At 67.9% G+C, this 25475-nt stretch carries 30 protein-coding genes and 1 tRNA gene; 18 read left to right on the top strand and 13 right to left on the bottom strand.

The annotated features are described in order from the left end of the window. The first annotated feature begins 88 nt into the window (after positions 1-88). Entirely contained in the window at positions 89-736 is a 648-nt protein-coding gene (locus AC07NB_RS16715) for a TrmH family RNA methyltransferase (protein ID WP_494572376.1), read from the top strand. A 15-nt stretch (positions 737-751) separates the two neighbouring features. Here AC07NB_RS16715 and AC07NB_RS16710 read toward each other — a convergent pair whose 3' ends face one another. The 3 genes from AC07NB_RS16710 to AC07NB_RS16700 all read right to left on the bottom strand — a co-directional run bounded on the left by AC07NB_RS16710 (position 752) and on the right by AC07NB_RS16700 (position 3126). Continuing rightward, positions 752-1318: a hypothetical protein gene (locus tag AC07NB_RS16710; protein WP_494572375.1), complete on the bottom strand. Its 567-nt coding sequence runs from the start codon at positions 1316-1318 to the stop codon at positions 752-754. Next, positions 1315-2430: an ankyrin repeat domain-containing protein gene (locus AC07NB_RS16705; RefSeq protein WP_494572374.1), complete on the bottom strand. Its 1116-nt coding sequence runs from the start codon at positions 2428-2430 to the stop codon at positions 1315-1317. The genes AC07NB_RS16710 and AC07NB_RS16705 overlap by 4 nt, the downstream gene beginning before the upstream one ends. Positions 2431-2514: 84 nt before the next feature. Continuing rightward, positions 2515-3126 (bottom strand): TetR/AcrR family transcriptional regulator, encoded by a 612-nt coding sequence (locus AC07NB_RS16700; RefSeq protein WP_492313648.1) that lies wholly within the window; start codon positions 3124-3126, stop codon positions 2515-2517. Positions 3127-3216: 90 nt separating this feature from the next. Between AC07NB_RS16700 and AC07NB_RS16695 the strand changes: the two genes are divergently transcribed. Further along, complete coding sequence (locus AC07NB_RS16695) at positions 3217-4422, top strand: MFS transporter (RefSeq protein WP_494572373.1); 1206 nt, start codon at positions 3217-3219, stop codon at positions 4420-4422. Between the two features lie 22 nt (positions 4423-4444). Here AC07NB_RS16695 and AC07NB_RS16690 read toward each other — a convergent pair whose 3' ends face one another. Genes AC07NB_RS16690 through AC07NB_RS16680 form a run of 3 tightly spaced genes read right to left on the bottom strand, consistent with a single transcriptional unit; the run spans position 4445 to position 6480 of the window. After that, entirely contained in the window at positions 4445-5227 is a 783-nt protein-coding gene (locus AC07NB_RS16690; RefSeq protein WP_494572372.1) for a DUF1295 domain-containing protein, read from the bottom strand. Positions 5228-5281: 54 nt separating this feature from the next. Beyond that, a complete protein-coding gene (gene chrR, locus AC07NB_RS16685; protein WP_494572371.1) occupies positions 5282-5923 on the bottom strand; it encodes a cadmium/peroxide/UV radiation responsive anti-sigma factor ChrR in 642 nt (213 codons plus the stop codon). After that, the gene (locus tag AC07NB_RS16680; protein ID WP_291832488.1) at positions 5920-6480 is read right to left on the bottom strand and encodes a sigma-70 family RNA polymerase sigma factor; all 561 of its coding nucleotides are present in this window, start codon (positions 6478-6480) and stop codon (positions 5920-5922) included. Before AC07NB_RS16680 ends, chrR begins: the two co-directional genes overlap by 4 nt. 134 nt (positions 6481-6614) lie before the next feature. On the opposite strand from AC07NB_RS16680, the gene AC07NB_RS16675 reads away from it, so the two are divergent. Together AC07NB_RS16675 and AC07NB_RS16670 are read left to right on the top strand one after the other, a co-directional pair. Then, positions 6615-7961 (top strand): NAD(P)/FAD-dependent oxidoreductase, encoded by a 1347-nt coding sequence (locus AC07NB_RS16675; RefSeq protein WP_494572370.1) that lies wholly within the window; start codon positions 6615-6617, stop codon positions 7959-7961. After that, on the top strand, positions 7958-8761 hold the full coding sequence (locus AC07NB_RS16670) for a DUF1365 domain-containing protein (protein WP_494572369.1): 804 nt from the start codon (positions 7958-7960) through the stop codon (positions 8759-8761). The genes AC07NB_RS16675 and AC07NB_RS16670 overlap by 4 nt, the downstream gene beginning before the upstream one ends. A 21-nt stretch (positions 8762-8782) precedes the next feature. Here AC07NB_RS16670 and lipB read toward each other — a convergent pair whose 3' ends face one another. After that, a complete protein-coding gene (gene lipB / locus AC07NB_RS16665) occupies positions 8783-9499 on the bottom strand; it encodes a lipoyl(octanoyl) transferase LipB (protein ID WP_494572368.1) in 717 nt (238 codons plus the stop codon). A gap of 75 nt (positions 9500-9574) precedes the next feature. On the opposite strand from lipB, the gene AC07NB_RS16660 reads away from it, so the two are divergent. The 6 genes from AC07NB_RS16660 (at position 9575) to AC07NB_RS16635 (ending at position 14663) form a co-directional block, all read left to right on the top strand. After that, positions 9575-9826: a FliM/FliN family flagellar motor switch protein gene (locus tag AC07NB_RS16660; protein ID WP_291832481.1), complete on the top strand. Its 252-nt coding sequence runs from the start codon at positions 9575-9577 to the stop codon at positions 9824-9826. 80 nt (positions 9827-9906) lie between these two features. Continuing rightward, positions 9907-10281 carry a four helix bundle protein gene (locus tag AC07NB_RS16655; RefSeq protein WP_494572367.1) on the top strand — a complete coding sequence of 125 codons (375 nt, stop codon included), beginning with the start codon at positions 9907-9909 and terminating at the stop codon, positions 10279-10281. Between the two features lie 102 nt (positions 10282-10383). Further along, a tRNA-Leu gene (locus AC07NB_RS16650) sits at positions 10384-10468 on the top strand. Between the two features lie 129 nt (positions 10469-10597). Continuing rightward, positions 10598-12013, top strand: coding sequence for a magnesium transporter (mgtE, locus tag AC07NB_RS16645; RefSeq protein ID WP_291832479.1), 1416 nt, complete (start codon positions 10598-10600; stop codon positions 12011-12013). Between the two features lie 120 nt (positions 12014-12133). Then, positions 12134-13465 (top strand): lysozyme, encoded by a 1332-nt coding sequence (locus tag AC07NB_RS16640; protein ID WP_494572366.1) that lies wholly within the window; start codon positions 12134-12136, stop codon positions 13463-13465. A 37-nt stretch (positions 13466-13502) separates the two neighbouring features. After that, positions 13503-14663, top strand: a complete 1161-nt coding sequence (locus AC07NB_RS16635; protein WP_492313657.1) for an isovaleryl-CoA dehydrogenase — start codon at positions 13503-13505, stop codon at positions 14661-14663. 69 nt (positions 14664-14732) lie between these two features. On the opposite strand, the gene AC07NB_RS16630 is transcribed toward AC07NB_RS16635, so the two are convergent. Next, the gene (locus tag AC07NB_RS16630) at positions 14733-15584 is read right to left on the bottom strand and encodes a hypothetical protein (protein ID WP_494572365.1); all 852 of its coding nucleotides are present in this window, start codon (positions 15582-15584) and stop codon (positions 14733-14735) included. A 73-nt stretch (positions 15585-15657) separates the two neighbouring features. Here AC07NB_RS16630 and AC07NB_RS16625 point away from each other — a divergent pair, with 73 nt between their 5' ends. Next, complete coding sequence (locus AC07NB_RS16625) at positions 15658-15840, top strand: DUF3008 family protein (RefSeq protein ID WP_494572364.1); 183 nt, start codon at positions 15658-15660, stop codon at positions 15838-15840. 58 nt (positions 15841-15898) lie between these two features. On the opposite strand, the gene AC07NB_RS16620 is transcribed toward AC07NB_RS16625, so the two are convergent. Then, positions 15899-16393: a DUF3617 domain-containing protein gene (locus AC07NB_RS16620; protein ID WP_494572363.1), complete on the bottom strand. Its 495-nt coding sequence runs from the start codon at positions 16391-16393 to the stop codon at positions 15899-15901. Positions 16394-16558: 165 nt separating this feature from the next. Here AC07NB_RS16620 and AC07NB_RS16615 point away from each other — a divergent pair, with 165 nt between their 5' ends. Beyond that, positions 16559-17239: an exopolysaccharide biosynthesis protein gene (locus tag AC07NB_RS16615; RefSeq protein WP_492313660.1), complete on the top strand. Its 681-nt coding sequence runs from the start codon at positions 16559-16561 to the stop codon at positions 17237-17239. Positions 17240-17301: 62 nt separating this feature from the next. Here AC07NB_RS16615 and AC07NB_RS16610 read toward each other — a convergent pair whose 3' ends face one another. From AC07NB_RS16610 to flbT, 3 genes are all read right to left on the bottom strand, one after another. After that, positions 17302-18132 (bottom strand): flagellin, encoded by an 831-nt coding sequence (locus tag AC07NB_RS16610; RefSeq protein WP_291832514.1) that lies wholly within the window; start codon positions 18130-18132, stop codon positions 17302-17304. Positions 18133-18457: 325 nt separating this feature from the next. Beyond that, positions 18458-18823 (bottom strand): flagellar biosynthesis regulator FlaF, encoded by a 366-nt coding sequence (gene flaF, locus AC07NB_RS16605; RefSeq protein WP_291832465.1) that lies wholly within the window; start codon positions 18821-18823, stop codon positions 18458-18460. Next, positions 18783-19205 carry a flagellar biosynthesis repressor FlbT gene (gene flbT, locus AC07NB_RS16600; protein WP_291832511.1) on the bottom strand — a complete coding sequence of 141 codons (423 nt, stop codon included), beginning with the start codon at positions 19203-19205 and terminating at the stop codon, positions 18783-18785. The genes flaF and flbT overlap by 41 nt, the downstream gene beginning before the upstream one ends. Before the next feature lie 137 nt (positions 19206-19342). Between flbT and AC07NB_RS16595 the strand changes: the two genes are divergently transcribed. From AC07NB_RS16595 to AC07NB_RS16585, 3 genes are read left to right on the top strand one after another with little or no spacing between them, the layout of a single operon-like run. Next, the gene (locus tag AC07NB_RS16595) at positions 19343-21133 is read left to right on the top strand and encodes a tetratricopeptide repeat protein (protein WP_494572362.1); all 1791 of its coding nucleotides are present in this window, start codon (positions 19343-19345) and stop codon (positions 21131-21133) included. Between the two features lie 36 nt (positions 21134-21169). Beyond that, positions 21170-21619: a hypothetical protein gene (locus tag AC07NB_RS16590; RefSeq protein WP_291832461.1), complete on the top strand. Its 450-nt coding sequence runs from the start codon at positions 21170-21172 to the stop codon at positions 21617-21619. Between the two features lie 11 nt (positions 21620-21630). After that, on the top strand, positions 21631-21843 hold the full coding sequence (locus tag AC07NB_RS16585) for a hypothetical protein (protein ID WP_492313662.1): 213 nt from the start codon (positions 21631-21633) through the stop codon (positions 21841-21843). A 41-nt stretch (positions 21844-21884) separates the two neighbouring features. On the opposite strand, the gene cysS is transcribed toward AC07NB_RS16585, so the two are convergent. Beyond that, positions 21885-23294, bottom strand: coding sequence for a cysteine--tRNA ligase (cysS, locus tag AC07NB_RS16580; protein ID WP_492313663.1), 1410 nt, complete (start codon positions 23292-23294; stop codon positions 21885-21887). Positions 23295-23411: 117 nt separating this feature from the next. Here cysS and folE point away from each other — a divergent pair, with 117 nt between their 5' ends. From folE to AC07NB_RS16565, 3 genes are all read left to right on the top strand, one after another. Further along, the gene (gene folE / locus AC07NB_RS16575) at positions 23412-24026 is read left to right on the top strand and encodes a GTP cyclohydrolase I FolE (protein ID WP_494572361.1); all 615 of its coding nucleotides are present in this window, start codon (positions 23412-23414) and stop codon (positions 24024-24026) included. A gap of 171 nt (positions 24027-24197) precedes the next feature. Further along, positions 24198-24632 carry an ExbD/TolR family protein gene (locus AC07NB_RS16570; protein ID WP_291832454.1) on the top strand — a complete coding sequence of 145 codons (435 nt, stop codon included), beginning with the start codon at positions 24198-24200 and terminating at the stop codon, positions 24630-24632. Positions 24633-24782: 150 nt separating this feature from the next. Continuing rightward, a complete protein-coding gene (locus tag AC07NB_RS16565) occupies positions 24783-25214 on the top strand; it encodes a biopolymer transporter ExbD (RefSeq protein ID WP_494572360.1) in 432 nt (143 codons plus the stop codon). The last annotated feature ends 261 nt before the right edge of the window (positions 25215-25475 follow it).

The raw sequence follows: 25475 nt of genomic DNA, 5'->3' as shown, positions 1-25475 counted from the left end.
TCGGTGAACGGTGACGGCGGCGCCCTATCCGTCGTCCCGGCATGATCGCGGGTGGCGCACTGGCCCGAAGCAAAGCTAGAACGGCGCCATGGAAGAAGAGGCCAAATCCAAGTCCAAGCCCTCGGTCCGCGCCCGCGCCGACGCGATCAAGGACTTCCGCTGCAAGAACCTTATCGCGGTGATCGAGAACCCGTCCGACATCAAGAACATCGGCACGGTCATCCGCAACGTGAACGCCATGGGCGTCGAGAAGGTCTATGTCGTCGACCCCAAACGCGCCCTGCCCGACGACTGGCAGGATCTGCGCGAGGACAAGGCCCTCTCCAAGATCTCCGTCTCGGCGGTGAAATGGACCTTCGTGAGACGGTTCGACAGCACCGATGACTGCTTCGACTACCTCGAAAGCAAGGGCTTCACCTCCATCGTCACCTCGCCCCACGTGAAGGGCAAGGCGTCCATCTTCCTGGACGAGGGCGACTACACCGCCCAGACCAAGCTGGCCGTCTGGTTCGGCAGCGAGGCCGTCGGCATCAGCGACCGGGCCGTGGAACGCAGCGAACTGTGCGTCAGCATCCCCATGTTCGGCATGATCGAAAGCCTGAACCTGGGCACCAGCTCGGGTATCGTCCTGTACGAAGTCGCCAAGCAGCGCCGGGCCTACCAGAGCCGCTACCGGCTGAGGAACAAGCGGGGAGAACGGGCCACGCCGCTGCCGACAGTGATGCCGGTGGAGTGAGGCGGCGAAGGCCCGCTACGCCTCCATCAGCCGGCGAACCACCGTCCACAGCACGGCGAGCAGGGCCACGACGATCACGACCTTGAGCAGGACGACGGTGTTGGGATCGACCTTCAAGGCCCGCTCGCGTCTGAGCGCCCATCGCGGGGCGCCGTCCAGCAGCGGATCGCTGGGCGCGCAGGTGCTGTCCCGCGCCGTCTCCGGGGCCTTGATCGACCACCGCGCGAGGGCCGCGTCGATATAGACGCGAAAGGCCATGTGGTAGTCCCGGCTGGCCTGCTCGATGTACCGCTCCAGCGCCGAAGCGTCGGAATGCAGCACCAGGGCGACTAAGGCCTCGAAATCCGCCTGGGTGACGGGGCTGGCGCCGCGCATGGCGGATCTTTGCAGCACCGCATGCCCTACCGATTCCAGCACCGCCCTACGATATGGGTCGGCCAGCAGGACATCGACGTCGCGCCGGGCCACCTCGAAAGTGAACTCCAGATCGGCATGCCCGGACCCGACCGGCTGCTGATAGATCAGCCGGTTCCCGTCCTCGTAGACATGGGGTTCGTAACCCGAGCCCAGCAGACGCCTCACCGCGCATAGCCCGGCGCCGCCAGAGGAACCGGCGTGGAGTTCAGGCGGACCCACTGGACCGCCAGTTCGCAAAGCTCGCCGCCCGCGCCCTCGCGGGTGCGCACCTCCGCGACAAGCCGGGCCGCCCGGTCCCGTTCGGCGTCAGACAGGGGCGCGCCCGAGGCGAGGTGCGCCAGGAAGGCCTGGCCCATGCGGCGGTAGTCGGCGTCCCAGTTGGCGCCGCCGTTGCGGTCAACCTCGTCGGCGATCCGTCCGGCGATGCGGATGACCTCGCCCTGCACCGTCGCGGCGGGCCCCTTGGAGGGGACCAGCAGGGCCCACAATTCCTGCTGTTGATCCTGCCAGCGTCCTCCCCGGACCGTGATCGGCGCGAGACCGTCATGCATCAGCCGGCGCGGGACAGGCGGGACATCGAACAATGCGTACAGACGATCCAGGCCATCGCTGGTCGCCTCCAGAAACTCGGGATTGAAGCCTGCGCGGTGGAACTCGAAATTTTCGCCGATCCGCTGCACGGCGGCCTGCATCTGGGGGGTGACCGGCCCCGAGTCGCCGCCGCCCGACACCGCGCGCCGCAGCCGGTCGAACAGTCCCGGCGTCCTGGGCGGGGTCGCCGCCAGCAGCAGGGCGGCGATGCCGGCCATCGGCTCGATATGGATGTTGCTGCACTGCTGTAGCCCGGCGGCCAGCGGCGTCTGCCCGGCGAGGTTGACCGCATCGGCCCGGGCGCCCCGGGCCAGTAGAACGCGCACCGCCTCCAGCCGGGCCGACATCGCCGCGCCGTGCAGGGGAGTATTCCCCTGCCCGTCCGTCGCCTGGATGTCGGCGCCGAGATCGAGCAGGATCTCCCCCCCGCCCTGCCAGCTTCCGGCGCGCTCGTGCAGCGGCGTGCGGCCGTAGGCGTCGCGAGCCTCGATATCGGCCCCCTGACCGACAAGCCAGCGCGCCAGCTCATCCGGACAGTCCCCGAACGCCAGGGCCGTCTGCTTGCCGTACCCGCCGCGCGCATCGAGTTCGCACGTATCGAAGACGGCCTTGAGCGCGGCGATGTCGCCGGCCTTGAGAAGGGCGTCGAAATCCTTGGGGAGCAGCTTCTTCTTCGCTTTCGGCATAGCCCCCGCCTCCGTTCGCTCGTCGTCGCCCATGCTAACGTTTGGTCGCTGAGCCGCAACGGCTCCGTTGATCCCGACGGCGCCCTACGCCCCGCGCAGCAGGCCTTCCATCAGGGCCTGGAACGCCGGAATGGCCCGCCTTGCGGTGGCCGCCGGATCGTCGGCGTTGGCGATCCACTGGGCCGCATAGGTCGAGGCCCCGCAGATCAGTCGGGCGGCGGCCTCGGCATCGACGTCCCTGACCAGACCCTCGCTCTTCAGCCGCTGCACGCTGGCGCTGATGGCGGCGATGCAGCCGTCGTTGTTGGGCCATTGGGACGGGTCGCCGAGCACCGCCGGGCCGTCGCGCAGCACGATGCGCTGGATCTCGGGCTCCAGCGCCATCTCGATGTAGCCCACGTTCTCGTCGACGAAGCCCTGCCAGCGGTCCGACGCGGCGGCGGAGATCGCGTTCAGGCGCGTCGCCATTTCGGAATCGATCTGAAGGATCACCGCCATCAGCAGCCCCTTCTTGTCTCCGAAGTGGTGGTAGAGCGCGCCGCGGGTGAGCCCGGCCTCGGCCGTGAAATCGTCCATCGACGCCTCGGCGTAGCCCTTCTCGCCAAAGGCTCGGCGCGCCGCGGCGATGAGGGTCGCGCGGGTCGCCGCGAGCCGTTCGGCCCGGGGTTTCGGCTTGATCACGGAGCCTGCCGACAAAAGTCTTCTCCATTGCGTTGACATACGGCGCGTATGTAACCACTTCGCTCACATACGAGACGTATGTAATCACATCGAAGCGGTTCCCCAATGGCCAATCCCTATCGAGTCATCTTCAGCGCGCCCGGGGCGGCGGGCTTCGCTTCGGCGGGCTTCGTCGCCCGCCTGCCCATCGCCATGGCGCCCATCGGCATCGTCACCATGCTGGCCCAGACCCACGGCGCCTATTGGCTGGCCGGGGCGGTCGCCGCCGTCTTCACCCTGACCAACGCCCTGGCCGCGCCGCAGATCTCGCGCCTGGTCGATCGCTTCGGACAGAGCCGGCTGCTGATCCCCACGGCCGCGGTCGCGGTCCTGGCCTTCATCGGGCTGATCCTGGCGACGCACCAGCGCTGGCCAGTCTGGACCCTGTTCGTCTTCGCCTTCCTGGCCGCCGCCATGCCCAGCATTCCGGCCATGGTCCGGGCCCGCTGGACGGAGCTGTTCCGCGACCGGCCCGAGCTGAACACGGCCTTCGCCTTCGAATCCGCCGCCGACGAACTGGTCTACATCGCCGGGGCCTCGCTCTCTGTCGGCCTGTCGGTCGCCCTGTTCCCCGAGGCGGGACTGGTCGCCTCGACGCTGGCCCTGGCCCTGGGCATGACCGCCTTCGTGGTCCAGCGCGGCACCGAACCGCCGGTCCGGGGATCGGAGGGCGTCGCGCACCGCTCGGCCATCACGCGGCGGCCGGTTCAGATCATCACCCTGGCCCTGATCTTCGTCGGCGCCATCTTCGCCACCGCCGAGGTCAGCACCGTCGCCCTGACCCGCGAGCTGAACCAGCCCGGCGCCGCCAGCCTGGTGATCGGCGTCTATGCCCTGGGGTCGTTCGCCGTCGGCCTGATCATCGGGGCGCTGAACCTCAAGGCTCCGCTGCACCGCCAGCTGCTGGCCGCCCTGGGGGTCCTGCTGCTGACGTCCGTGCCGTTGCTGCTGGCCGACAGCGTCTGGCTGCTGGCCGCGACCATCTTCCTCAGCGGCGTCGCCATCTCGCCGACCTTCATCACGGCCTTTGGACTGATCGAGCGCCGCGTCCCGGCCGAAGTCCTGACCGAAGGCGTGACCTGGGTGATGACCGGCATCGGCATCGGCATGGCCCTGGGCGCCTTCGTCTCGGGCTCGATCGTGGACCTGTATGGGGCCCGCGCCGGCTTCTGGGTGACGATCGCCGCCGCCACCACCGCCCTGTCGATCGTCATCCTGGGTCAATCGGCCCTGGCGGGCGGCGGCAGGCCCGCCCCGGCGACGGCGGAGTAACCCTGCGCCTCCGGCGCCGGGTTCATCGCGATCGCGGAGGCAGGGGCAGGAACCGGGAGACGCGGGCCTGGTAGGCGCGGTAGGCCTCGGGACGCGTCTTCAGCATCTGGGCCTCCAGCATGGGCACGCCGCTGACGTGATTGAGCAGCCACCACATCAGGATGGCCGCCGGCAGCGTCAGCCAGCTCGCGGGATGGCCGGGGTCGAACGCCATGACCGGCCAGGCCAGCCAGACCGTCCACTCGAAGAAATAGTTCGGGTGCCGGGACCAGCCCCACAGGCCGGTGTCGGCGACCTTGCCCCTGTTGGAGGACTCCCGGCGGAACACAGCCATCTGACGGTCGGCGAGGGCCTCGCCCGCGACGGCGACGAGGACGACACACCCCGCCAACCCGTCCCGCCAGTCGAGCCCGGGGCCCGGTCGCGTCGCCGCCGCCCGGATGGAGACCGCCAGCACCACGACCGTCGCCGCCTGGATCATCAGGAAGCCCCAGGCCTTGAGCCCCCAGCCGCCCCAACCCTTCTTGAAGTCCTCGTAGCGGGGATCCGGGGCCGAGGCGCCCGCGGTTCGCACCGCCAGATAGCCGCCGAGCCTCAACGCCCAGAAGCCGATCAGCAGCGCGACCAGTCCCTGCCGTGCCGGAGCCGCGTCGGGCGCGGGCCATAACGCGGCCGCGCCGCCGATCAGTCCGACCGAAAGCGCCCAGATCACATCGGTCCAACCGCCGTCTCCGGTTCGACGCACGATCAGCCAGGCGACCGACAGGGAAGCGATCGACGCGGCGCAGACGAGAAGGATCGGCATTAGACCTCCGATAGTCTCCTGACCTACGCCCCAGGGCCGCGAACGGATGCCCGCCTACAGCCGCACGAACGGCTGCAGCAGCTTTCCGAGCCAGCCGTCGAGCAGGATCTGGCCGTCCAGCGCGGCGACGCACAGGCACGGCTCGTCCGAAACGACCCGCGGCTGGTGCACGGTCTGGCTGTCGGCCTCCTCGAGATCGCCGACGTCGAACCGCTCGGTCTCGGTCGCGTAGGCGCCGGCCAGCACGCAGGTCAGTTCCACCCCGCCATGGGTGTGTTTGGGCGTGGCGCGGCCCGGCTGGATTTCCAGCAGGATGACCCGGCAATTCCCCGCCCGCGGCCCGTGCACGTCACGCACCCTCACCCCCGGGCCCATCCATCGCCAGGGACCGAGGGGCAGCCTGCGCAAGGGTTCGGGCAGTTGGGGCATGTCGTTCAGCGGCGGCGGGGCCAGGGCCGCGCCCGCATCGACCTCTGTGCGCGCCAGCACCGCGGCGAGGGCGCTGCCGCTCATCGGCTCCGGCTCCATGTCATCCAGGAACCGCCCCCCCACCGCCTGCAGCCGGCGTGCGAACGCGGCGGTTTCAGAGCGGAACGACAGATGCGCGGCCACGACCACGGCTTCCGGCGGGCTCAGGCCGCCGGCGGCGTAGGCGAGAAGACGCTCATCGGAAACGGTATGACGCAACGCGTTCATTCCTGCCCCCTGACGGGCTCGAGTATCAGTCTCAACTTGATCATGGCCTTGCGGATGCGTGATTTGACGGTGCCCAGGGGAAGGTTCAGGGCGTGAGAGATTTCGGAGTGGGCGTCACCCTTGAAGAAGGCGAGACGCAGCACGGCGATCTCGTCGGGTGACAGCCGGCGCATCGCCTGGTTCAACCGCGCGGCCTCGTCGGCCTCGGTCAACAGGTCGTCCGGGCGTTGGGGCTCATCGGGCCGCAGATCGAACTCGGGCAGTCCCGCCTCACGGCCTTCGCGGCGCAGAACGTCGAGGCGGCGATTGCGCGCAATGGTGAAGATCCAGGTCGCCGCGCCGGCGCGGGACGGATCGAACAGATCGGCCTTTCGCCAGACCGTCAGCATGGCGTCCTGGGCGAAGTCCTCCGCGGCGCCGGCGGGCGCGCCGGAGCGCATCAGGTAGGCCTTCAGCCGCGGCGCGAAGTATTCGAACAGCCGCGAGAAGGCCTCGCGGTCGCGATCGGCGGCGACGGCCTGGATCAGTCGGGCATGCTCATCCGTCCGCGCTCTCACCAAGCTCCGTTCCGCCTGCAGTTCGGCCGCGTGTCCATACATGGGTCCTGATACGCCGCACCGGTCGAACTGGATCACGACATCCGATGGCGAGGCCTCGACGTATCGAAGCCGATTTCCCCGTCGGAGTCTGCATGTCACATAACCCCGCGTCCCTCGACCCTGATCGCCGGCTCCGCATCGCGGTCATCGGCTCCGGCGTTTCGGCCCTGTCGTGCGCATGGCTCCTGTCCCGGCGGCATGAGGTGGTGGTCTACGAGCGCGAGGATCGCCTGGGCGGGCATTCGCATACCGTCGAGGTGGACGGGGCAAGCGATGCTCCGGTTCCGGTCGACATGGGTTTCATCGTCTTCAACGAGGCGACCTACCCCAACCTGATCGCCCTGTTCGATCATCTGGGCGTGCAGAGCCGGCCGACCGACATGTCCTTCGCCGTGTCGCTGGACCAGGGCCGTTTCGAGTACGCCGCCCCGGCCCTGTTCGCACAGCGGCGCAACGCATTCCGCCCGCGGTTCTGGACGATGCTGGGCGAAGTCATGCGCTTCTATCGCGACGCCCCGGCGCAGATCGAGGCGCTGAACGGCTCCGACCTGACCCTGGGCGACTATCTGAAGCGAGAGGGGTTCAGCGAGGCCTTCCGCGACGATCACCTTCTGCCGATGGCGGCGGCGATCTGGTCCTCCCCGGCGCATACGCTGATGGACTATCCGGCGGAGTCCTTCCTGCGGTTCTGCCAGAACCACGGCCTGCTGAAGCTTGTCGGCCGGCCCGTCTGGCGAACGGTGTGCGGGGGCAGCCGGGCGTACGTCGCGGCCATGGCGCGCGCGCTCGGCGAAGGCGTGCGGCTGGGCCGGCAGGCGACCCATGTCCGGCGGCTGGAGCAGGGCGTCGAGGTGCGCGACATTCATGGCGGCGTCGCCCGGTTCGACCACGTCGTGATCGGAACGCACGCCGATCAGGCCCTGGCGCTGCTGGACCAGCCGACCGAGGACGAGCGCGCCCTGCTCGGCGCGTTCCGCTACAGCCGCAACCTCACCGTCCTGCATTCCGACGCCAGCCTGATGCCCCGCCGCCGACGCGCCTGGGCCGCGTGGAACTACATCGGCGTCGATGGCGGACTTTGCGTCACCTACTGGATGAACCGGCTGCAGGGACTGCCGGGGCGGGACCTGTTCGTCACCCTCAACCCGCCGCGACCGCCCCGCCCCGACACCCTGCTCCGCACCGAGGTGTTCGAGCATCCCATCTTCGACCCGGCCGCCGTTCGCGCGCAGAAGTCGCTGTGGAGCCTGCAGGGCCAGGGCGGGGTCTGGTTCTGCGGCGCGCATTTCGGGGCCGGCTTCCATGAAGACGGCCTGCAGTCCGGCCTCGCGGTCGCGGAGCAGTTGGGCGGCGTCCGCCGGCCATGGACCGTCCCGAACGAGAGCGGCCGCATCCATCTGACCCCGGCCCCCTCCGTCGCCTTCGAGAACGCCGCATGAGCGAGGCCTCCGCCCTCTACCGCGGAGAGGTCGCGCATCAGCGCCTCCGACCGAGGGCGCACAGGCTGGCGTACCGCGTGTTCTGGCTGCTGCTCGACCTGTCGGAGATCGATCGGCTGGACCAGCGCATGGCGCTGTTCTCGCGCAACCGGTTCAATCTCCTGTCCTTTCATGACCGCGACCATGGCGACGGCTCGAACACGGCCCTTCGGGTCCAGGTCGAAGCGCTGCTGGCCCGCGCGGGGATAGACACCGGCGGCGGCCCGATCCGGCTTCTGACCATGCCGCGCGTGCTCGGCTACGTCTTCAACCCGATCAGCCTGTTCTACTGCCATCACCCCGACGGTCGGCTGGCCGCGATGATCTATGAGGTCACCAGCACGTTCGGCGTCCGGCACGCCTATCTGATCCCCGTTCCCGCCGCCGATCAGGCCGCCGGCCGGATTTCGCAGTGCGCGGCGAAGGCGCTGCATGTCTCGCCCTTCCTGGGCATGGAGATGGACTACGAGTTCAGGGGCCGTGTTCCGGACGAGCGGCTGCTACTGACCATCGGCGGGTTCGACGCGCAGGGACTGATGATTACAGCCGCGATGTCCGGCAAGCGGCGCCCCCTGACGGACGGCGCCCTGTTGTCCGCCGTCATGGCGATCCCCCTTTTGACCCTGAAGGTGGTCGCCGCCATCCACTGGGAGGCGCTCAAGCTCTGGCTCAAGGGCGTGACGCTGAAACCCGCGCCGGCGCCGGCCGCTGAACCGGCCACGATTCAGTCTGGTGCAAGGCACAGCCGTCTCGGCCGGTGACCGGCCGCGCCCGGGTTCCGCTCAGACAGGAGCCCGCCCCGGCTGGACCTCTCCGAACACCCGCCGGAAGCTCACCCGAAGGGCCTCGTCGGCCTCGTCCATCGTGGCCGGGACGCCCACGTCGACCAGGCTGGTGACCCCGTGCTCCTGGATTCCGCACGGCACGATGCCGCCGAAATGATCCAGGTCGGGCTCCACGTTCAGGCTGACGCCGTGGAAGCTGACCCATTTGCGGACCTTGACGCCGATGGCGGCGATCTTGTCCTCGCGCGACCAGCCGGGACCCCTGCGCTCGACCCAGACGCCGACGCGGCCCTCGCGCACGTCGGCGGCGACGTTGAACTCATTAAGGGCGCCGATGATCCACTGCTCCAGGCCGCGGACGAAGGCGCGGACGTCCTTGCCGCGCGCGCTCAGGTCCAGCATCACATAGGCCACCCGCTGGCCGGGGCCGTGGTAGGTGAACTGCCCGCCCCGCCCGCTGCGGTGGACCGGGAAGCGCCCGGCGTCGAGCAGGTCGCCGTCCCTGGACGAGACGCCCGCCGTGTAGAGCGGCGGATGCTCCAGCAGCCAGATCAGCTCGGGCGCCTCGCCCGCCGCGATGGCGGCGGCGCGGGCCTCCATGGCCTCGACGGCGGCGGGATAGTCGACGTAGCCGTCCGAACGCGCCCATTCGACGGCCCGACCGTCGGTCCGGGCCAGCTTTGATACGGTTTCGCTTAAGGACTGGGAAAGCATGTCGCCCCCAATGTGGGGATCGGGAGCCCCATGCAAGACCACCCCGCCCTGTCCTCTTCAGTATCAGAGTCCCCCGTGAGCCAGATCGAAGCCGTCGATGTCGAGATCTCGGTCGTCCTGGGGCGCTCCGTGCTGCCCATGAGCCAGCTGCTTCGCATGGGCCGGGGGGCGGTGATTCCGCTTGATGCCTCGGAGCACGACGAGGTCTGGATCCTGGCCAACAACCACCCGGTCGCACGCGGCGAGATCGAGATCCGCGAGGATCGCATCGCCATCACCGTGACCCGGGCGGCGGATGTGTACGATTTCATGGCGGGGGCGGCCTGAGGCAGTAGGCAGTAGGCAGTAGGCAGTAGGCAGTAGGCAGTAGGCAGTAGGATACAGCGCGTCCCTGGAAAGGAAGCGAATTGTCCGAGGTTCAGAGCTACCGCGATCTGATCGTCTGGCAGCGCGCCATGGATGTGGCCGCCGCGACCTACCAACTGACGCGTAACTATCCTCGCGACGAACTGTTTGGCCTGACCTCGCAGAGTCGCCGCGCCGCAGCCTCCATCGCCGCCAATATCGCCGAGGGCTACGGGCGCGCTTCGAAGCAGGCTTACATCAACTTCCTCCGCATCTCCCAAGGCTCGCTTAAAGAGCTCGAGACCCATCTCCTTCTCGCCGAAAGGGTCGGGGTGACGCCCGTCGGATCCATCCAGTCCATCCTTGATCAGGCCGAAGAAATTGGCCGGATGCTCAAGGCTCTCATTGGAAAACTCCGAGATCATCCGAACCGCTGAAGCTGGCTCGATCGCCCCTACTGCCTACTGCCTACTCCCTACTGCCTTCTCCCCCCCTTCCCTTTCCCCATTCTCTCCGCTATCAGCCGCCCTCCGATGCGAGCGGTCGTGGCGGAATTGGTAGACGCGCAGCGTTGAGGTCGCTGTGGGGCAACCCGTGGAAGTTCGAGTCTTCTCGACCGCACCATCGATTTTTGGCCACATGTCCCCCTACCAAGGGACCGGCCGCCACTTCGGACGGGGATGGTTTTGAGCCGCCCCCAAGGGCGAATCATCGGCTAGATGCTGATCTGACAGATCGAAGGGAGGCCGCCGCGTGAGCACCACCGCAACCGCCCCCCTGCCGCCCGTCGAAGACGACATCGAACACATCGCCCTGGATGAGGACTATGTCCTGACGCCGGGCTTCGTCGAGAAGGTGGTCGACGCCGCCGACGACGGCGACGGCCTGAAGCTGCGCTCGCTGCTGGAAGACCTGCACCCGGCCGACGTGGCCGACCTGATGGGCTTCCTGACCGAACAGCACCGGGCCATGGTGGTCGTCTGGCTACCGCCCGAACTGCTGGCCGACACCCTGCCCGAACTGGACGACGGCATCCGCGAGGAGGTGCTGGAACGCGTTCCGCACCTGACCCTGGCGGAGGCGCTGCAGGAACTGGACTCCGACGACGCCGCCGCGGTGGTCGAGGATCTGGAGGACGACCAGCGCGAGAAGGTGCTGGCGGCCATGCCCGAGGTCGATCGCGCCGCGATCGAAAGCTCGCTGGGCTACGCCGAGGACTCCGCCGGCCGCCTGATGCAGCGCGAGGTGATGGCCGCGCCCCAGTTCTGGAACGTCGGCGACACCATCGACCACATCCGCAAGCAGGGCGAGGAGCTGCCCGAGCTGTTCTTCGACATCTATGTGGTCGATCCGCTGAACCGCCCCGTCGGCGGCGTCCCGGTCAGCCAGCTGCTGCGCAGCCCGCGCGCCATGACGCTGACCGAGATCATGGGGCCGATCAACGAGATCACCGTCGATCAGGACCAGGAAGAAGTCGCCTACATCTTCGAGAAATACCACCTGATCTCGGCCCCGGTGATCGATGTCGCGGGGCGTCTGGTGGGCCAGATCACCGTCGATGACATCGTCAACATCATTCAGGAAGAGAACCGCGAGGACATCCTGCGCCTGGCCGGCGTGGCCGACGAGGACCGCGGCTCGTCCGTGCCCGAGATCGTGCGCAGCCGCGTGCCCTGGCTGGCCATCAACCTGGCCACCGCCACCCTGGGCGCCAGCGTCATCGGCTGGTTCGAGGGCACCATCCAGCACATCGTGGCCCTGGCCATCCTGATGCCCATCGTCTCGGCCATCGGCGGCAACGCCGGGACCCAGGCCCTGACGGTGACCGTGCGCGCCCTGGCCACCCGCGAGCTGAACAGCTCCAACGCCCCGCGCACCTTCTGGCGCGAACTGATCGTCGGCTTCGCCAACGGCCTGGTGCTGGCTCCGCTGATCGGTCTGGCGACGGCCTTCTGGTTCCGGGACGAGGACTGGCGGATCGGCCTGGTGATCGCGGCGGCCATGGTGCTGAACCTGCTGGTGGCGGCGACCGTGGGAGTGCTGACGCCGCTGACCCTGTCGAAATTCAAATTCGACCCGGCGGTGTCTTCCGCCGTCTTCGTCACAGCGACGACGGATTTCTTTGGTTTCCTGATCTTCCTGGGCCTGGCGACCATCGTCCTGATGTGACGACAGCGCGCGGCGCGGCTCTTGCGGGCTGTTCCCGCAAGCGGAAGCGTCCGTCCCGATCTGGAACAAACCCCTGTGCTCGACACGAACAGGCCCCGTCTGAAGGTCTCCCGCGCGGGGATGGTGCTCATCAAGAGCTTCGAGAGCTTCCGGTCGCGCGCCGTGCAGCGCGAGGACGGCCGCTGGGTGATCGGCTACGGCCACACCGCCTCGGCCCGCGAGGGGCTGACGGTGGGCGAGCAGGACGCCGAACTGCTGCTGCAATACGACCTGATGCCAGTGGTCAAGGCGCTGAACGAACAGGTCGAGACCGTCCTGAACCAGCACCAGTTCGACGCCCTGGCCAGTTTCGCCGTGTCGGTGGGCGTGGACCGCTTCCTGGGCTCGGACGTGCTGGAACGACTGAACGCCGGCCACGCCGGAGAGGCGGCGGACGCCCTGGTCGGCTGGCCCGAGACCCCGTCGGCCGACACCGCCCTGCGCCGCCGCGCCGCCGAACGCGCCCTGTTCGTGGCCGATCCCGCCTCGCCGGTGCTGCTGTCCGACCTGCTGACCGCGCCCTTGCCGCCGCCGCCCGTCGCGGAGCCGGAATCGGAACCGCAGGTCGATCCGAACGCGAGCCGGGCCGCCGCCGTGGCCTCCCTGCTGGGCGAGACCCCGACCGCGCTGGAAGCGCCGGAAGCGGACGTCGCGCCGGAGCCCGAACCGGAACCCCAGCCCCCCGTGGTCGAAGCGCCCCGCGTCCTGCCCCTGCCCACCGTGTGGCAGTCGCAGGGACAGGTGTGGACGCCGCCGCCGCCGACGGCCATCGCCCAGTCGCAGCGCTATTCCCCCTACGCCGCCGCCATCATCGGCCCCCTGCCCGGTTTCCCGACCGCAGCGCCGACGGCCCCTGCCGAGCCGGAGCCCGCGCCTGAACCCGCGCCGGAACCCGAGCCTGACGTCACGGCCGCGTCCGAACCTGCGCCTGAACCCGAGCCCGAGCCTGTCGCAACGCCGGTGCGGACGCCCGTCTTCCCGCCGGCCCCGATCTTCGCGGCCTCCGCCACCGCCGCGCCGTCGCCCTTCCCGCCGCTGGAGCTGACCCCGGCGGTCGAGGCCGACTTCGCCGAACCGGCCCGCGACGCCTGGGCGCCCGAGCAGCGCGCCGCGCCGGAAGCGGCCGGCGAGGCCCTGTTCGAGGACGAGCCGCCGCTGGCCGTGCTGCGCCATGAGGTCGACCCGACCCCGGCCAAACGCTTCAGCCTGATCGAGACCGGCCCCTATCTGATCATGGGCGGACTGGGCCTGTTCGCCTGCGCCTCCTCGGCCGCCGCCTTCCGCAAGGCGGTCAGCGATCCGTTGCCGACCAACGAGTTCACGATCATCGCCTGGGTGCTGGCCCTGATCGGCGTCATCTGCGTCGGCGTCTCGGCCTGGAACCTGTCCGTGCGGGCCACGAAGAAGGACTGACTTTGCCTGCCCGCGCGGGCAGTGCTACGCCCGCGCCATGAGCATTCCCTTCGCGCCCCAATCCATGGAATTCGGCCTCGGCGAAAACGCTGACGCGATCCGCGACACCACCGCCCGCTGGGCCGCCGACCGCCTGGCGCCGCGCGCCGCCGAGATCGACGAGAAGAATGAGTTCGCCCGCGACCTGTGGCCCGAGATGGGCGAACTGGGCCTGCACGGCATCACCGTCGAGGAAGAGTACGGCGGCCTCGGCCTCGGCTACCTCGAGCATGTGGTGGCGATGGAGGAGGTGTCGCGCGCCTCGGCCTCGATCGGCCTGAGCTACGGCGCCCACTCCAACCTGTGCGTCAACCAGATCCGCCGCTGGGGCACGCCCGAGCAGAAGGCGAAATACCTGCCCAAGCTGATCTCGGGCGAGCACCTGGGCTCGCTGGCCATGTCCGAGGCCGGATCGGGCTCGGACGTCATGTCGATGCGCACTCGCGCCGACAAGAAGGGCGACCGCTACATCCTGAACGGGACCAAGTTCTGGATCACCAACTCCCCGACGGCCGACACCCTGGTCGTCTACGCCCGCACGGGCGAGGGCAACGGCGGCGTCACCACCTTCCTGATCGAGAAGGGGATGAAGGGTTTCAGCGTCTCCAAGAAGCTGGACAAGATGGGCATGCGCGGCTCGGACACCGCCGAACTGGTGTTCGAGGACTGCGAAGTCCCGGAAGAGAACGTGATGGGCCCCGTCGGCGGCGGCGCCGGCGTCCTGATGTCGGGCCTCGACTATGAGCGCACCGTCCTGTCGGGCGGCCCGCTGGGCATCATGCAGGCGGCGCTGGACGTGGTCCTGCCCTACGTCCGCGAGCGCAAGCAGTTCGGCAAGGCCATCGGCTCGTTCCAGCTGATGCAGGCCAAGGTGGCCGACATGTACGTGGCCCTGAACAGCGCCCGCACCTACGTCTACGCCGTGGCCCGCGCCTGCGACCAGGGCAAGACGACCCGCTATGACGCCGCCGGCGCGATCCTGCTGGCGTCCGAGAACGCGGTGAAGGTGTCGCTGGAGGCCGTGCAGGCCCTGGGCGGCGCCGGCTATACGAAGGAATGGCCGGTCGAGCGGCTGGTCCGCGACGCCAAGCTGTACGACATCGGCGCCGGGACGAATGAGATCCGGCGGTTCCTGATCGGGCGCGAACTGCTGGGGTGATGTGGTCGGACCGCCCGGTCCGTCAGGTCAGCATCGACGATGCCTAGACCACCTGGAAGATCGTTACAGCTATGAGACCGTCGCGGTTCTTACATTTCGGGTGAAGGCAAAGGAGCCATCAGCGCTCCCGCACTCGTACTCGTCCGCTGTGAGGATGAAGACTTGGGTTGCAGGAAGCCATCCGACCTGCCTCGCCAGCCAGCCTCGCCATCCTCCAGTCCCGGTAGCCTGTGCTTGACTGCTAGCGAGCCGCGAAATGACCGAAGCCAGCTTGGCGGGTTCGTATTTTCCCCGAACTGCCGTGATATGCAGTTTGCCGGTTTCGAGGCTTGCGCCGTCAAAGGTTATGTTGAGGGGGACCTCAAGCGAGTATTCGGCAGTCACGAGCATGCCGTCAGCAGCGACCGACACAGGGAGCGGGGCTTGAATTGGCTCACCTAGCCCTACCAGCATTTTGGGGTAGAGCGCGCTGACGCGATAGGACACATGCCTGCGGCTCGGGGTGTCCGTAACTGTGCGCATCACGCTAGCGACTGGAGGAGAGTCGCCTCTCATCATGTCGTTGATATCAGAATTCACGACCGGGCTGGCACCATCTATTAGAGGAAACGTCATCACGACGGAGACTTCTTGAGCCCCCTTGTTGCCCGCATTAAAGACGGTAAAGGGCAACTCCATCAGGATCGGTTCCGCACGGCATTGATCGGGTATCACCGCTAGAACTTGCATTTCCGGGAAGTCTGCGAGTTGGTCGCCGAAGCCAAACCGGATGTCAGCCTTATCAAGGCTGCCACTGTTTTTCGCGACCATCCGGGCTTCTAGAATAGCCCATATCGACGTCCCCAAGCTTGCAGCGGTCAGCACCAAGCCAACCAATACGAGGGCGGCGTCCTTATTTTTCTTTGTCCATTTGAACTTCAAGACGCCCTCCCCGCGTTTTGAACCCCAACACCAATAGCGTGTTTCCGTTTGGCGTAGTCAAACGGAGCCCGCCATGCCCGCGAAATCCGCCGCCCAGCAGAAGGCCGCCGGAGCCGCCCTGTCCGCCAAGCGGGGCGACACGCCGAAGTCGAAGCTGAAGGGCGCGTCGAAATCGATGCTGTCGATGACCGAGAAACAGCTCGAGGAATTCGCGCACACCAAGCGCAAGGGAAAGCCCGAGCACGTCAAACACTAGCCGGACAGCGAAACGGCGGCCCCGCCCCGCGGGACCGCCGTCGCCGTGTCGCCGGTCGTCAGGCCGCCGGACAGTCGCCGAGGCGTTCGGCCGTCATCGTCATGGTGGTTTCCGGCATCGGGGCCGGCGCGCCGGTCGTCTTGCTCTTCACCTCCATCGTGTAGCGGCTGGAGAAGTCGCCCGAGACCCGGATGGCCGATTCCGACTTCATGCCGCCCTGCATCTCGCAGACCGTGCTGGAGACCATGGCGTCGCCGTCCCGGCGGAAGGGCTGGGTGGTGCAGGTCGCGCCGGGCGTCGCCGCCGAACCGCCGGGCGCCTCGAAGGTCGCGGAGGTGATGCAGGTCTCGACCGGAGCCGGCGCCGCGCCGCCGGGCATGCCGGCCATGGCCGTCGTCACGCGCCACAGACCGGGTTTGGGGCCGTCCATCGAGGCCGGGGCCGCCGCGCGAGCCGCCTCGCCCGCCTTCTCGCCTTCCGTGGTGTCGCTTCCCTGGCTACAGGCCGCCAGGGTCAGGGCCGTGAGCGCGGCCGACGCAATCATGAAACGCATGAAAATCCTCCCATCGGGAACATCCCGATGACCGGAAACGGCCACGGTTCGGGACGGGTTCCCAACATCCGGTCGCCAAGCCGGCCGGATGGAGGTTTGTTAAGTGGCGTCGGAGCAGGTTCCCCCCTAGATCGGTTCATCACCCCTCCGGATCGCCCGTCGCCGATGCCCGACTACGACTATCAGGCCGACACACGCCCCTTCTCGCAGGTGATCGAGGACATCGGCGCCAAGGACGACCCGAAGCTGTACCTCGGGGAACTGGTCAATGCGTTCGGCGAGCGCGGCTTCGGCGCCCTGATGCTGTTCCTGGGCCTGGTCAGCGCCGTGATCGGCGCGGTGCCCGGATCGACCACCATCCTGGGCGCGCCGATCCTGCTGATCGCCTTCCAGCTGGTCATCCGCCGCGATCAGCTGTGGCTGCCGCGCTGGGCGCTGAAGAGCAGCATCGACCGCGAAGGCTACCGCACCGCCATCGCCAAGGTGATGACGCCGCTGCGCAAGGTCGAGCGGTGGTCGCGCCCGCGGCTGTCGATCATGACCAGCGAGGTGTCGGAGGTCCTGATCGGCATCGCCTGCATCCTGCTGTGCACCATCCTGGTCCTGCCCATTCCGGGGGGAAACCTGGTGCCGTCGCTGATCATCGTCGCGTTCGGCTTCGGCCTGGTGCAGCGCGACGGCCTGGCCATCCTGATCGCCTGGTGCGCCATCGCCCTGCTGTGCGTGGGCGGCATCGTGGTGTGGCTGGCCTGGGAGTGGGTGTCGCCCTTCCTGTTGCCGGCCTGGCACTGGCTGACGGGACTGGGCCCGCAGGCCTGGCACTGGCTGACCGGCCTCTTCGGCTAGAGCCTGACGCGCGAGACGCCGGAGAGATCTCCCTCTCCGGCGCCTGCGAGAACCTGCCGTGATCAGCCCTGGAACAGGGAAAGCACCAGTTGCGGCGTCTGGTTGGCGATCGAGAGCGCTTGAACCCCCAGCTGCTGCTTCGTCTGCAGGGCCTGGAGCTTGGCGCTTTCCTTCGCCAGATCGGCGTCGACCAGATTGCCCACACCCGCTTCGAGAGCGTCCGACAGCTTGCCGACGAACGTCACGTGAGTGGTGAGAGCCTTCGACTTGGTGCCCAGACGCGCCAGGGCGCCCGAAACCTTGTCGATGGAGGCGGACACGACCGCGAGGGACGCGTTCGCCTTGGTCAGGGTGTCGATCGATTGCGTCGTCGCGACCGTGACGGTCGTGCTGCCCAGAGCCATGACTTCAGCGCCGACCGTCAGGGTCGCCGTGCCTTGCGCGTTGGCCAGTGCCGAGAAACCGGTCGCGCCGGTCTTCAGCAGGTTGATCCCATTGAAGTCAGCGTTGCTGGTCACCGAGGCGATCTGGTCGCGCAGGGCCTTGAAGTCCTCGTTCAGAGCGGCGCGTGCCGCAGTCTTGAGCGACGCATCAGTCGCCGCGAGAGCCTTCTCCTTCATCTGCAGCAAGAGGTCAGAGACCGTCTCGCCCGCCGCCAGAGCCACGTCGACAGCGGCGACACCGCGATCGAGCGACTGTTTCACCGCGTTCAGCGCCCCGATATCGGCCCGTTGTCCCTGGGCGATCGCCCAGATGGAGCCGTTATCCTTGGCGTTGGCCACGCTCTTGCCGGTGTTGATCCGGTTTTGCGTGGTCGCCAGTTGGGCGTTGGTCGCGTTCAGGTTCTGGAGCGCGACTTGCGCGCCCACGTTCGTGTTGACCGACATAACCATCGGGTAGTTCCTTCCATTCTGGTCGGTTGTGAAAGGCCTTCTGGCCTTAGAACCGGTTCTGGTTCGCGCACGCCCACGCAAGGACCGGGCCGGTCCAAGCTGTTGATATTGCTGGAAGGGAAGGCGTGCGCGCGCTGCCGGTCGGCAGAATTGGCCGGGGGCGGCGAGGCAGGAAGAGAGAAGCTCTCCCTCCCCTCATGGGGAGGGTGGACCGCGAAGCGGGACGGGTGGGGAACAGCCGCACGGACAGGCGGCCGCACGGTCCCCCACCCTGTCGTCGCTGTGCGTCGACATCCCTCCCCACAAGGGGGAGGGAGATATGAACTCAGGCCGCCTGGGCCGGGGCGGGGGCGAGGCCCTGCATGATCATCTTGTTGATGTCGATCAGGGCTTCGAAATCATCCTCGCCGCGCATGATCGCGGAGGAGTGACGGCCGACGAACAGGCTGATCGAGATGATCTGGGCGCGCAGGCCCATGTCCATGGCGTTGTCCGGATTGGAGCAGTCCGTGGCCAGGGTCGACCACAGGCGACGGTTCCAGTCGAGCGCGTCGATCCGGGTCGAAATGTCCGAGGCGTCCACGGTCGAGGCGTGCATCAGCGCCCGGGTCACCTGCCCGAACAGCCGATACTCGGTCTCGCGCGGGGTCTCAGCCCGCGTGGCTGCGGTCTTGTACGCCTGAAGCGACATTCGCCAGACCTTCCTCGTAATCCACCAGTTTGCGGGCCGACATCAGCGCCTTGTAGTACTCGCGCGCCATGACGTGACGCGAGGCCGAGACGCAGTCGGCGAGCACATCGGGGTTGCGCGTGACGCCCATGAACTCGGTCAGGCGCAGCGCGAATTCGTCGTAGACCTTGGGAGCCGCAGCCTCGTCCAGGTACATCATCATGACGGGGAAATAGATCCGCTTGGCCGGGGAGTTGACGTCCTCCAGCTGCATGATGTCCTTCTCGCGAAGGACGCTGGCCTTGTTCTGCAGAATCAGGACGCCGCGACGGTCGCCGTTCTGGACGACGGCCCCGTTCAGGACGAATTTCTCGCCGGGCTTGAGCGACAGCTTGAGCGGCATCTGGGCGGCTTCCCCTTGGGTCCCGGACATACGGTTTAGAAAACCGGGAACCAACGCAGGCTAAACAGTCGTGGTTAACCATCTCTTGTGAGCCGACATCGTCATATTGCCTATCCGCTCCGCCCCCGAGTCGCTTCATGTCCGCCGCCGCCCTCGACGACACCTCCGCCCACGCCCCGGCTCCGGCCGCGCAGGGCATAGCGGGCGACGCCGCCTCCCCCGCCGCCATCAGCCGGCTGTCGAAGTCGCTGGCGGGCGTGCGGTCGGTGAAGGCCCAGCGCAAGGGGCTGGAACTGCTGAAGCTTTCGCTGGCGGCGATCCGGGTCAACGACTTCGACCGCGCCACCCAGCGGGCGCTGGACTCTCTGAAGCTGGACGAGACCAACGGCCTGGCCTGGCACGTGCTGGCGATCTGCCAGGAGAAGCAGAACCGGTTCGGTCCGGCCATCCACGCCTATGAGGCGGCGCTGCAGCTGCTGCCCGACCACACCGACATCGCCCACGACCTGGGCCGGCTGGCGCAGCGGCTGGGCTATCTCGACATCTCCGAGAAGCTGCTGCTGAAATTCCTGGCGGCCAATCCCGGGCATATCGAGGCGACCAACAACCTGGCCTGCGTGATGCGCGACCAGAACCGCTACGCCGACGCGATCGAGACCTTGCGGCCGCTGCTGCAGATCGAAGCGGACAGTTCGGTGCTGTGGAACACCCTGGGCACGGTGCTGAACGACCAGGGACGGCTGGACGAGGCCCTGACCTTCTTCGAGGAGGCGCTGCGGCTGGACCCGACCTTCGCCAAGGCGCGCTACAACCGCGCCAACGTCCGCCGTCCGCTGGGCGACGTGGCCGGCGCCATCGAGGACATGGAAGCCGCCCTGCCCGGCGCCGAGAACGGCTACGAGGTCGCCATGATGAACATGGCGCGCGCCCTGATGCTGATGGGCGAGGCCCGCATCCCCGAGGCGTTCGAGGCCTATGAGGTGCGCCTGGACCCCAACCTGCCCGACGCCATGCACGTGGCCGTCGACGCCCCGCGCTGGGATCCCAAGACCGAGGACATCCGGGGCAAGCGGGTGCTGGTGGTCGGCGAACAGGGCATCGCCGACGAACTGGTCTTCGCCAACTGCCTGAACGACATCATCGAGGCCGTGGGGCCGGAGGGTCAGGTCTATCTGGCCGTCGAGGCGCGGATGGTCGGCCTGTTCCAGCGCGGCTTCCCCAGGGCGATCGTCGGCGGCCACAAGGCGGTGCGGCTGGAAGGCCGCCTGACCCGCTACGTGCCCTTCGCCGAGGAGCTGGAGCAGAAGCTGGACTGCTGGGTCCCGATCGCCAGCCTGATGGCCGTTTACCGCCCGACGCTGGAGAGCTTCCCCGGACCGGGTCAGGTCATCGTGCCCGATCCCGACAAGGTCGCCTATTGGAGGGGCGAGCTGGCCAAGCTGCCCGAGGGGCTGAAGGTCGGGCTGCACTGGAAGAGCCTGGTGATGACCGGGGCGCGGGCGGCCTTCTTCGCCGCCGGCTTCCAGCGCTGGGAGCCGATCCTGACCACGCCGGGCTGCGTGATGGTCAACCTGCAGTGCGGCGACGTGTCCGAGGACCTGGCGGCGGCGGAGGCCGCGGGCGTGTTCATCTGGACCCCGCCGATCAATCTGAAGGACGACCTGGAAGACGTGGCCGCCCTCTCGGTGGCCTGCGACGTGGTGCTGGGGCCGGGCATCGCCGGGACCAATATCGCCGCCGCGAGCGGGGCCCGGACCTGGATGGTGGCGGCGCCGGACGACTGGCACCTGATGACCACCGACCACTACGTCTTCTATCCCGACGTGAAGATCTTCGTGCGCGGCGCGGTGGACGGCTGGCCCGAGGTGATCGACCGGATGCGGGCGGCGCTGGACCGGGTCGTGGCGGATGGCTGGAACGCCGCCTGAGCCGTGGCGTTGTCTTCCCTGAACAGGGAGGACGTGATGCCCGAACTCGACGACTACAAGGACGACCAGGAACAGTCTGAAGTTTATGACGAAACCCACCTCGACGATGAGGGGGACGGCGACTTCCTGCTGGACGAGGCGGATCAGGTGCTCGACGTCACACAGGCCGACGGCGACGCGGACCGGGACGACTTCGACGAGGACGCTGAACCGGAGGACCTGGACGAGGAGCTGGGCGCTTCGGGCATCGAGGCCGAGGCCGACGCCCTGCTGGGCGTGGACGGCGAGCGGCTGAACGAGATCGACGGCGAGAGCCAAGGCCAGCGCGGTGTCGACGAGGTCGAGCTGGTCTATTCCGGCCTGATGGAGAATGCGCGCGGAGCCCAGGCCAGCGCCGCCCATTGGGAGGCCAAAACCCTGTCCGACGACGACATCGCCGACCTGGGCTACGGCCCGGACGGCGACGAAGATCACCCGAAAAACTGAGGAGCGCCGACATGACCGGTCAAACCGAGCATCTGAACAAGGCGCAGGAAGACTGCGACCCCGAGACCCCGCACGCCAAGCGCGCGCCCCGCGAGGACGGCAAGCCGGACCAGCTGGCTGAAAAGACGCGCGAGGCGAACAGCCGGCAGGAGGCGCTGGTCGACGAGGGCCTGGAAGAGACGTTCCCGGCGAGCGATCCGGTGAGCGTGAAGCGGATTACGTGAATTGAATCTCCCTCCCCGGACGGGGAGGGAGAGCGCTTTTCCTACCCCTTTACCCGCCAGGTCGCCCCCGTCGGGCCGTCCATGACCACAACGTTCAGCGCGTTCAGGCGGTCGCGGATGCGGTCGGCCTCGGGCCAGTCCTTGGCGGCGCGTGCGGCGGCGCGCTGTTCCAGCAGGGCTTCGACCTCGACACGGAGATCGTCGGAGACCTCGCCTTCAAGCCATGCGGCAGGGTCGTTCTGGAGCACGCCCAGAATGGCGGCGGCGGCCAGCAGCTTTCCCTTGGCGGCCGAGACGGCCTCGTGGTCGCCGGCGGTCATGCCGCGCTCGATCTCGCTGGACAGGGCGAACAGGGCGGCGAAGGCGCCCGGCGTGTTCAGGTCGTCCTCGATGGCCTTGAGGAAGTCCTCGGGCAGCCAGTCCGGGCCCGCCACGATGGCCGAAGCGCGGTGCAGGGCGCCGTAGAGGCGGTCCAGCGACTTGCGGCTCTGCTCCAGCAGGGCCTCGTTCCAGTCCAGCGGCTGACGATAGTGGGCCGAGAGCAGGGCCCAGCGGATCACCTCGCCCGGCAGCCGCTCCAGCAGGGCGTGGGGCAGCAGGATGTTGCCCAGCGACTTGGACATCTTCTCGCCGTCCAGCGTCAGGAAGCCGTTGTGCATCCAGTAGCGGCTGTATTCGGCGTGCGCGTCCGCGCCGTGGGCGTGGCCGTGGGCGCAGACGCCCTGGGCGATCTCGTTCTCATGGTGCGGGAAGACCAGGTCGATGCCGCCGCCGTGGATATCGATGGGCAGGCCGAGGTTGGCCTCGATCATGGCCGAGCACTCGATATGCCAGCCGGGACGGCCCTCGCCCCACGGGGACGGCCAGGACGGCTCGTTCTCCTTGGAAGGCTTCCACAGCACGAAGTCGTGCGGGTTCTTCTTGTAGGGGGCGACCTCGACGCGGGCGCCGGCGATCATGTCGTCCAGATTGCGGCCCGACAGCTTGCCGTAGGTCTCGTAGGACGAGACGTCGAACAGCACATGGCCCTCTGCGGCGTAGGCGCAGCCGTGGTCGATGATCGCCTGGATCTGGGCGACGATGGCGTCCATGTGGTCGGTGACGTGGGGGGCCAGGTCGGGCGGGCTGACGTTCAGCCGGCCCATGTCCTCCAGATAGGCGGCCTCATAGCGGGCCGTGATCTCGCTGATCGGCACGCCTTCCTTGAAGGCCTTCTGATTGATCTTGTCGTCCACGTCGGTGACGTTGCGGGCGTAGATCACCTTGTCGGCGCCGTAGGTGCGCCGCAGCAGGCGGACCAGAACGTCGAACACCACCGGCGGGCGGGCGTTGCCGATATGGGCGAAGTCATAGACCGTGGGACCGCAGACGTAGAGCGTCACCCGGGTCTCGTCTCGCGGCGTGAACACGCGCTTTTCGCGGTGCAGGGTGTCGTGAATCGTCAGCGGCATGAGGAAGTCTTTTGCGGGAGAGTTTTCTTGCGGCACGGACCGGCGGTCCCATATACGCCGCCAAGCTGATAAACAGTCCCTTGCGACTTACAAAGCCGCGCGTTCGAGAACCGTCTCATGAGCTCTACCCCCGTCAAGCCCGTTCTGGTCGGCGACAATGACCAGCGCCCCAGCCGCGAAGAGGCCCTGAAGGCCGTTCGCACCCTGCTGGCGTGGGCGGGCGACGATCCCGACCGTCCGGGCCTGGTCGACACGCCGAAACGGGTGGTCGACGCCTACGGCGAATGGTTCGACGGCTATGACGCCGATCCGGCCAAGGAGCTGGGCCGCACGTTCGAGGACGTGCAGGGCTACGACGACATGGTCCTGCTGCGCGACATCGAGGTGGAGAGCCACTGCGAGCACCACATGGCCCCCTTCATCGGCAAGGCCTACGTCGCCTACATCCCGAACGACAAGGTGGTCGGCATCTCCAAGCTGGCGCGGGTCGTGGAGATCTATTCGCGCCGCCTGCAGACGCAGGAAGTGCTGACCAACCAGATCGCCGACGCCATCGAATCGAATCTGGCGCCGCAGGGCGTGGCCATCCTGATCGACGCCGAACATCAGTGCATGACCACCCGCGGCGTGCACCATCGCCACGTTTCGACCCTGACGACCCGGTTCACCGGCGTGTTCAAGACCGACGCGGCGCTGAAGGACCGTTTCCTCAAGCTGGCGCAAGGGCGCTGAGCCGCCTGAATCGTTTCGCCTGACAGGGGTATTCGGCGCAAACCCGCCGCTCTGGAACCCCAAGGTGGCCGAAGCCGCTTTACAAGCCGGTTAAGGGACGCCAAGAGACGAACCGAAGCTTTCAGTGACGCTCGCCGCGCCAAGCGCCGGGCCTGATGGAGACACCCGATTATGGGCGCCAAACTTTCCGGACCGGGCAGCAAGGCCGGCACCATCGAACAGAACGCGGACATCAACGTCACGCCGTTCGTGGACATCATGCTGGTGCTGCTGATCATCTTCATGGTCGCCGCGCCGATGGCCACCGTGTCGATCCGCCTCGACCTGCCGCCGGCGCAGCCGCCGGTGAACCCGACCGAGCAGAAGGATCCGGTGTACATCACCATCCAGGAAAGCGGCGCCATCTACATCGCGGACAAGGAATCCTCGATCGCGAACCTGCCCGCCGACGTTTGCGCCGCCTTGGGCGGTCCGAACTGCCGCGAAGAGCGCGTGTTCGTCCGCGCCGACGCCGAGGTGAAGTACAACCAGTTCATGGAAGTCATGAACACGCTGCAGGGCCAGGGCTTCTTCAAGGTCGGCCTGCTGAACGAAGACATCGAATAGGCCTCACGCCCGTTCAAATGATCAGGGGCCGCTTCCCGATGGGAGGCGGCCCTTTTTCATGCCCCCTTCCCGCCCTGAAACCGCCCGGCGCCGGGCGCGAGCTTGGCCGTTCGCCGCACGGCGCGGCGGACTGACAGGGAGGATTGAACCATGGGTGCGAGACTTTCAGGCCCCGGCGGAAACGGCGGCGCGACGATCGACCAGAACGCGGACATCAACGTCACCCCGTTCGTGGACATCATGCTGGTGCTGCTGATCATCTTCATGGTGGCCGCGCCGATGGCGACGGTGTCGCTGAAGATGGACCTGCCGCCGCCGGATATGGAAAGCCAGCCGCGCGAGCCGGTCTATGTCAGCGTGCACGAGGACGGCGGCCTCTGGATCGGCGACAAGCAGACCCGGATGGCGACCCTGGCCGCCGACGTCTGCGCCGCCGCGGGCCGGGGCGACGCCTGCCGGGACGAGCGCATCTTCCTGCGCGCCCAGCCCGAGGTGTCCTACGACCGCTTCCTGGGCGTGATGAACGGGCTGAAGGGCGCAGGCTTCAATGAAGTCGGCCTGCTGAACGAGGACATCGAATAGACCGACCGCAGGTCACGCAGTCTATTGCGAACGCCCGTGAGGCCGAGCGCCGGCTAAGGAAAGGGCCGCCCCCGCGAGGGAGCGGCCCTTTTTCATGCTTCGGTCGCGGTTGCGGTCCTACTGCACCGACTGCCGGGGCTGCGAGCCGCCCGGAGCCGGAGCGGAGGCGGCGGGCTGGTAGGGGCGTTCGCCGGCGGGCTCGGCCGGGGCCGGAGCGGGCGCACGGGCGGCGGCGGGACGCTGGGCCGGACGGCGCGCCGG

The sequence above is a fragment of the Brevundimonas sp. GW821-FHT09G01 genome (genome assembly GCF_059416065.1).
The sequence above is the reverse complement of the archived record's forward strand: the minus strand, read 5'-3'. Positions and strand labels throughout refer to the sequence as shown.

Coding starts and splice junctions, on each gene's coding strand:
- AC07NB_RS16715 (WP_494572376.1), top strand. CDS start 89: ATGGAAGAAGAGGCCAAATCCAAGTCCAAGCCCTCGGTCCGCGCCCGC.
- AC07NB_RS16705 (WP_494572374.1), bottom strand. CDS start 2,430: ATGCCGAAAGCGAAGAAGAAGCTGCTCCCCAAGGATTTCGACGCCCTT.
- AC07NB_RS16695 (WP_494572373.1), top strand. CDS start 3,217: ATGGCCAATCCCTATCGAGTCATCTTCAGCGCGCCCGGGGCGGCGGGC.
- AC07NB_RS16690 (WP_494572372.1), bottom strand. CDS start 5,227: ATGCCGATCCTTCTCGTCTGCGCCGCGTCGATCGCTTCCCTGTCGGTC.
- chrR (WP_494572371.1), bottom strand. CDS start 5,923: ATGAACGCGTTGCGTCATACCGTTTCCGATGAGCGTCTTCTCGCCTAC.
- AC07NB_RS16675 (WP_494572370.1), top strand. CDS start 6,615: ATGTCACATAACCCCGCGTCCCTCGACCCTGATCGCCGGCTCCGCATC.
- AC07NB_RS16670 (WP_494572369.1), top strand. CDS start 7,958: ATGAGCGAGGCCTCCGCCCTCTACCGCGGAGAGGTCGCGCATCAGCGC.
- lipB (WP_494572368.1), bottom strand. CDS start 9,499: ATGCTTTCCCAGTCCTTAAGCGAAACCGTATCAAAGCTGGCCCGGACC.
- AC07NB_RS16640 (WP_494572366.1), top strand. CDS start 12,134: ATGGTGCTCATCAAGAGCTTCGAGAGCTTCCGGTCGCGCGCCGTGCAG.
- AC07NB_RS16635 (WP_492313657.1), top strand. CDS start 13,503: ATGAGCATTCCCTTCGCGCCCCAATCCATGGAATTCGGCCTCGGCGAA.
- AC07NB_RS16625 (WP_494572364.1), top strand. CDS start 15,658: ATGCCCGCGAAATCCGCCGCCCAGCAGAAGGCCGCCGGAGCCGCCCTG.
- AC07NB_RS16620 (WP_494572363.1), bottom strand. CDS start 16,393: ATGCGTTTCATGATTGCGTCGGCCGCGCTCACGGCCCTGACCCTGGCG.
- AC07NB_RS16615 (WP_492313660.1), top strand. CDS start 16,559: ATGCCCGACTACGACTATCAGGCCGACACACGCCCCTTCTCGCAGGTG.
- AC07NB_RS16610 (WP_291832514.1), bottom strand. CDS start 18,132: ATGGTTATGTCGGTCAACACGAACGTGGGCGCGCAAGTCGCGCTCCAG.
- flaF (WP_291832465.1), bottom strand. CDS start 18,823: ATGTCGCTTCAGGCGTACAAGACCGCAGCCACGCGGGCTGAGACCCCG.
- flbT (WP_291832511.1), bottom strand. CDS start 19,205: ATGCCGCTCAAGCTGTCGCTCAAGCCCGGCGAGAAATTCGTCCTGAAC.
- AC07NB_RS16595 (WP_494572362.1), top strand. CDS start 19,343: ATGTCCGCCGCCGCCCTCGACGACACCTCCGCCCACGCCCCGGCTCCG.
- AC07NB_RS16590 (WP_291832461.1), top strand. CDS start 21,170: ATGCCCGAACTCGACGACTACAAGGACGACCAGGAACAGTCTGAAGTT.
- AC07NB_RS16585 (WP_492313662.1), top strand. CDS start 21,631: ATGACCGGTCAAACCGAGCATCTGAACAAGGCGCAGGAAGACTGCGAC.
- cysS (WP_492313663.1), bottom strand. CDS start 23,294: ATGCCGCTGACGATTCACGACACCCTGCACCGCGAAAAGCGCGTGTTC.
- folE (WP_494572361.1), top strand. CDS start 23,412: ATGAGCTCTACCCCCGTCAAGCCCGTTCTGGTCGGCGACAATGACCAG.
- AC07NB_RS16570 (WP_291832454.1), top strand. CDS start 24,198: ATGGGCGCCAAACTTTCCGGACCGGGCAGCAAGGCCGGCACCATCGAA.
- AC07NB_RS16565 (WP_494572360.1), top strand. CDS start 24,783: ATGGGTGCGAGACTTTCAGGCCCCGGCGGAAACGGCGGCGCGACGATC.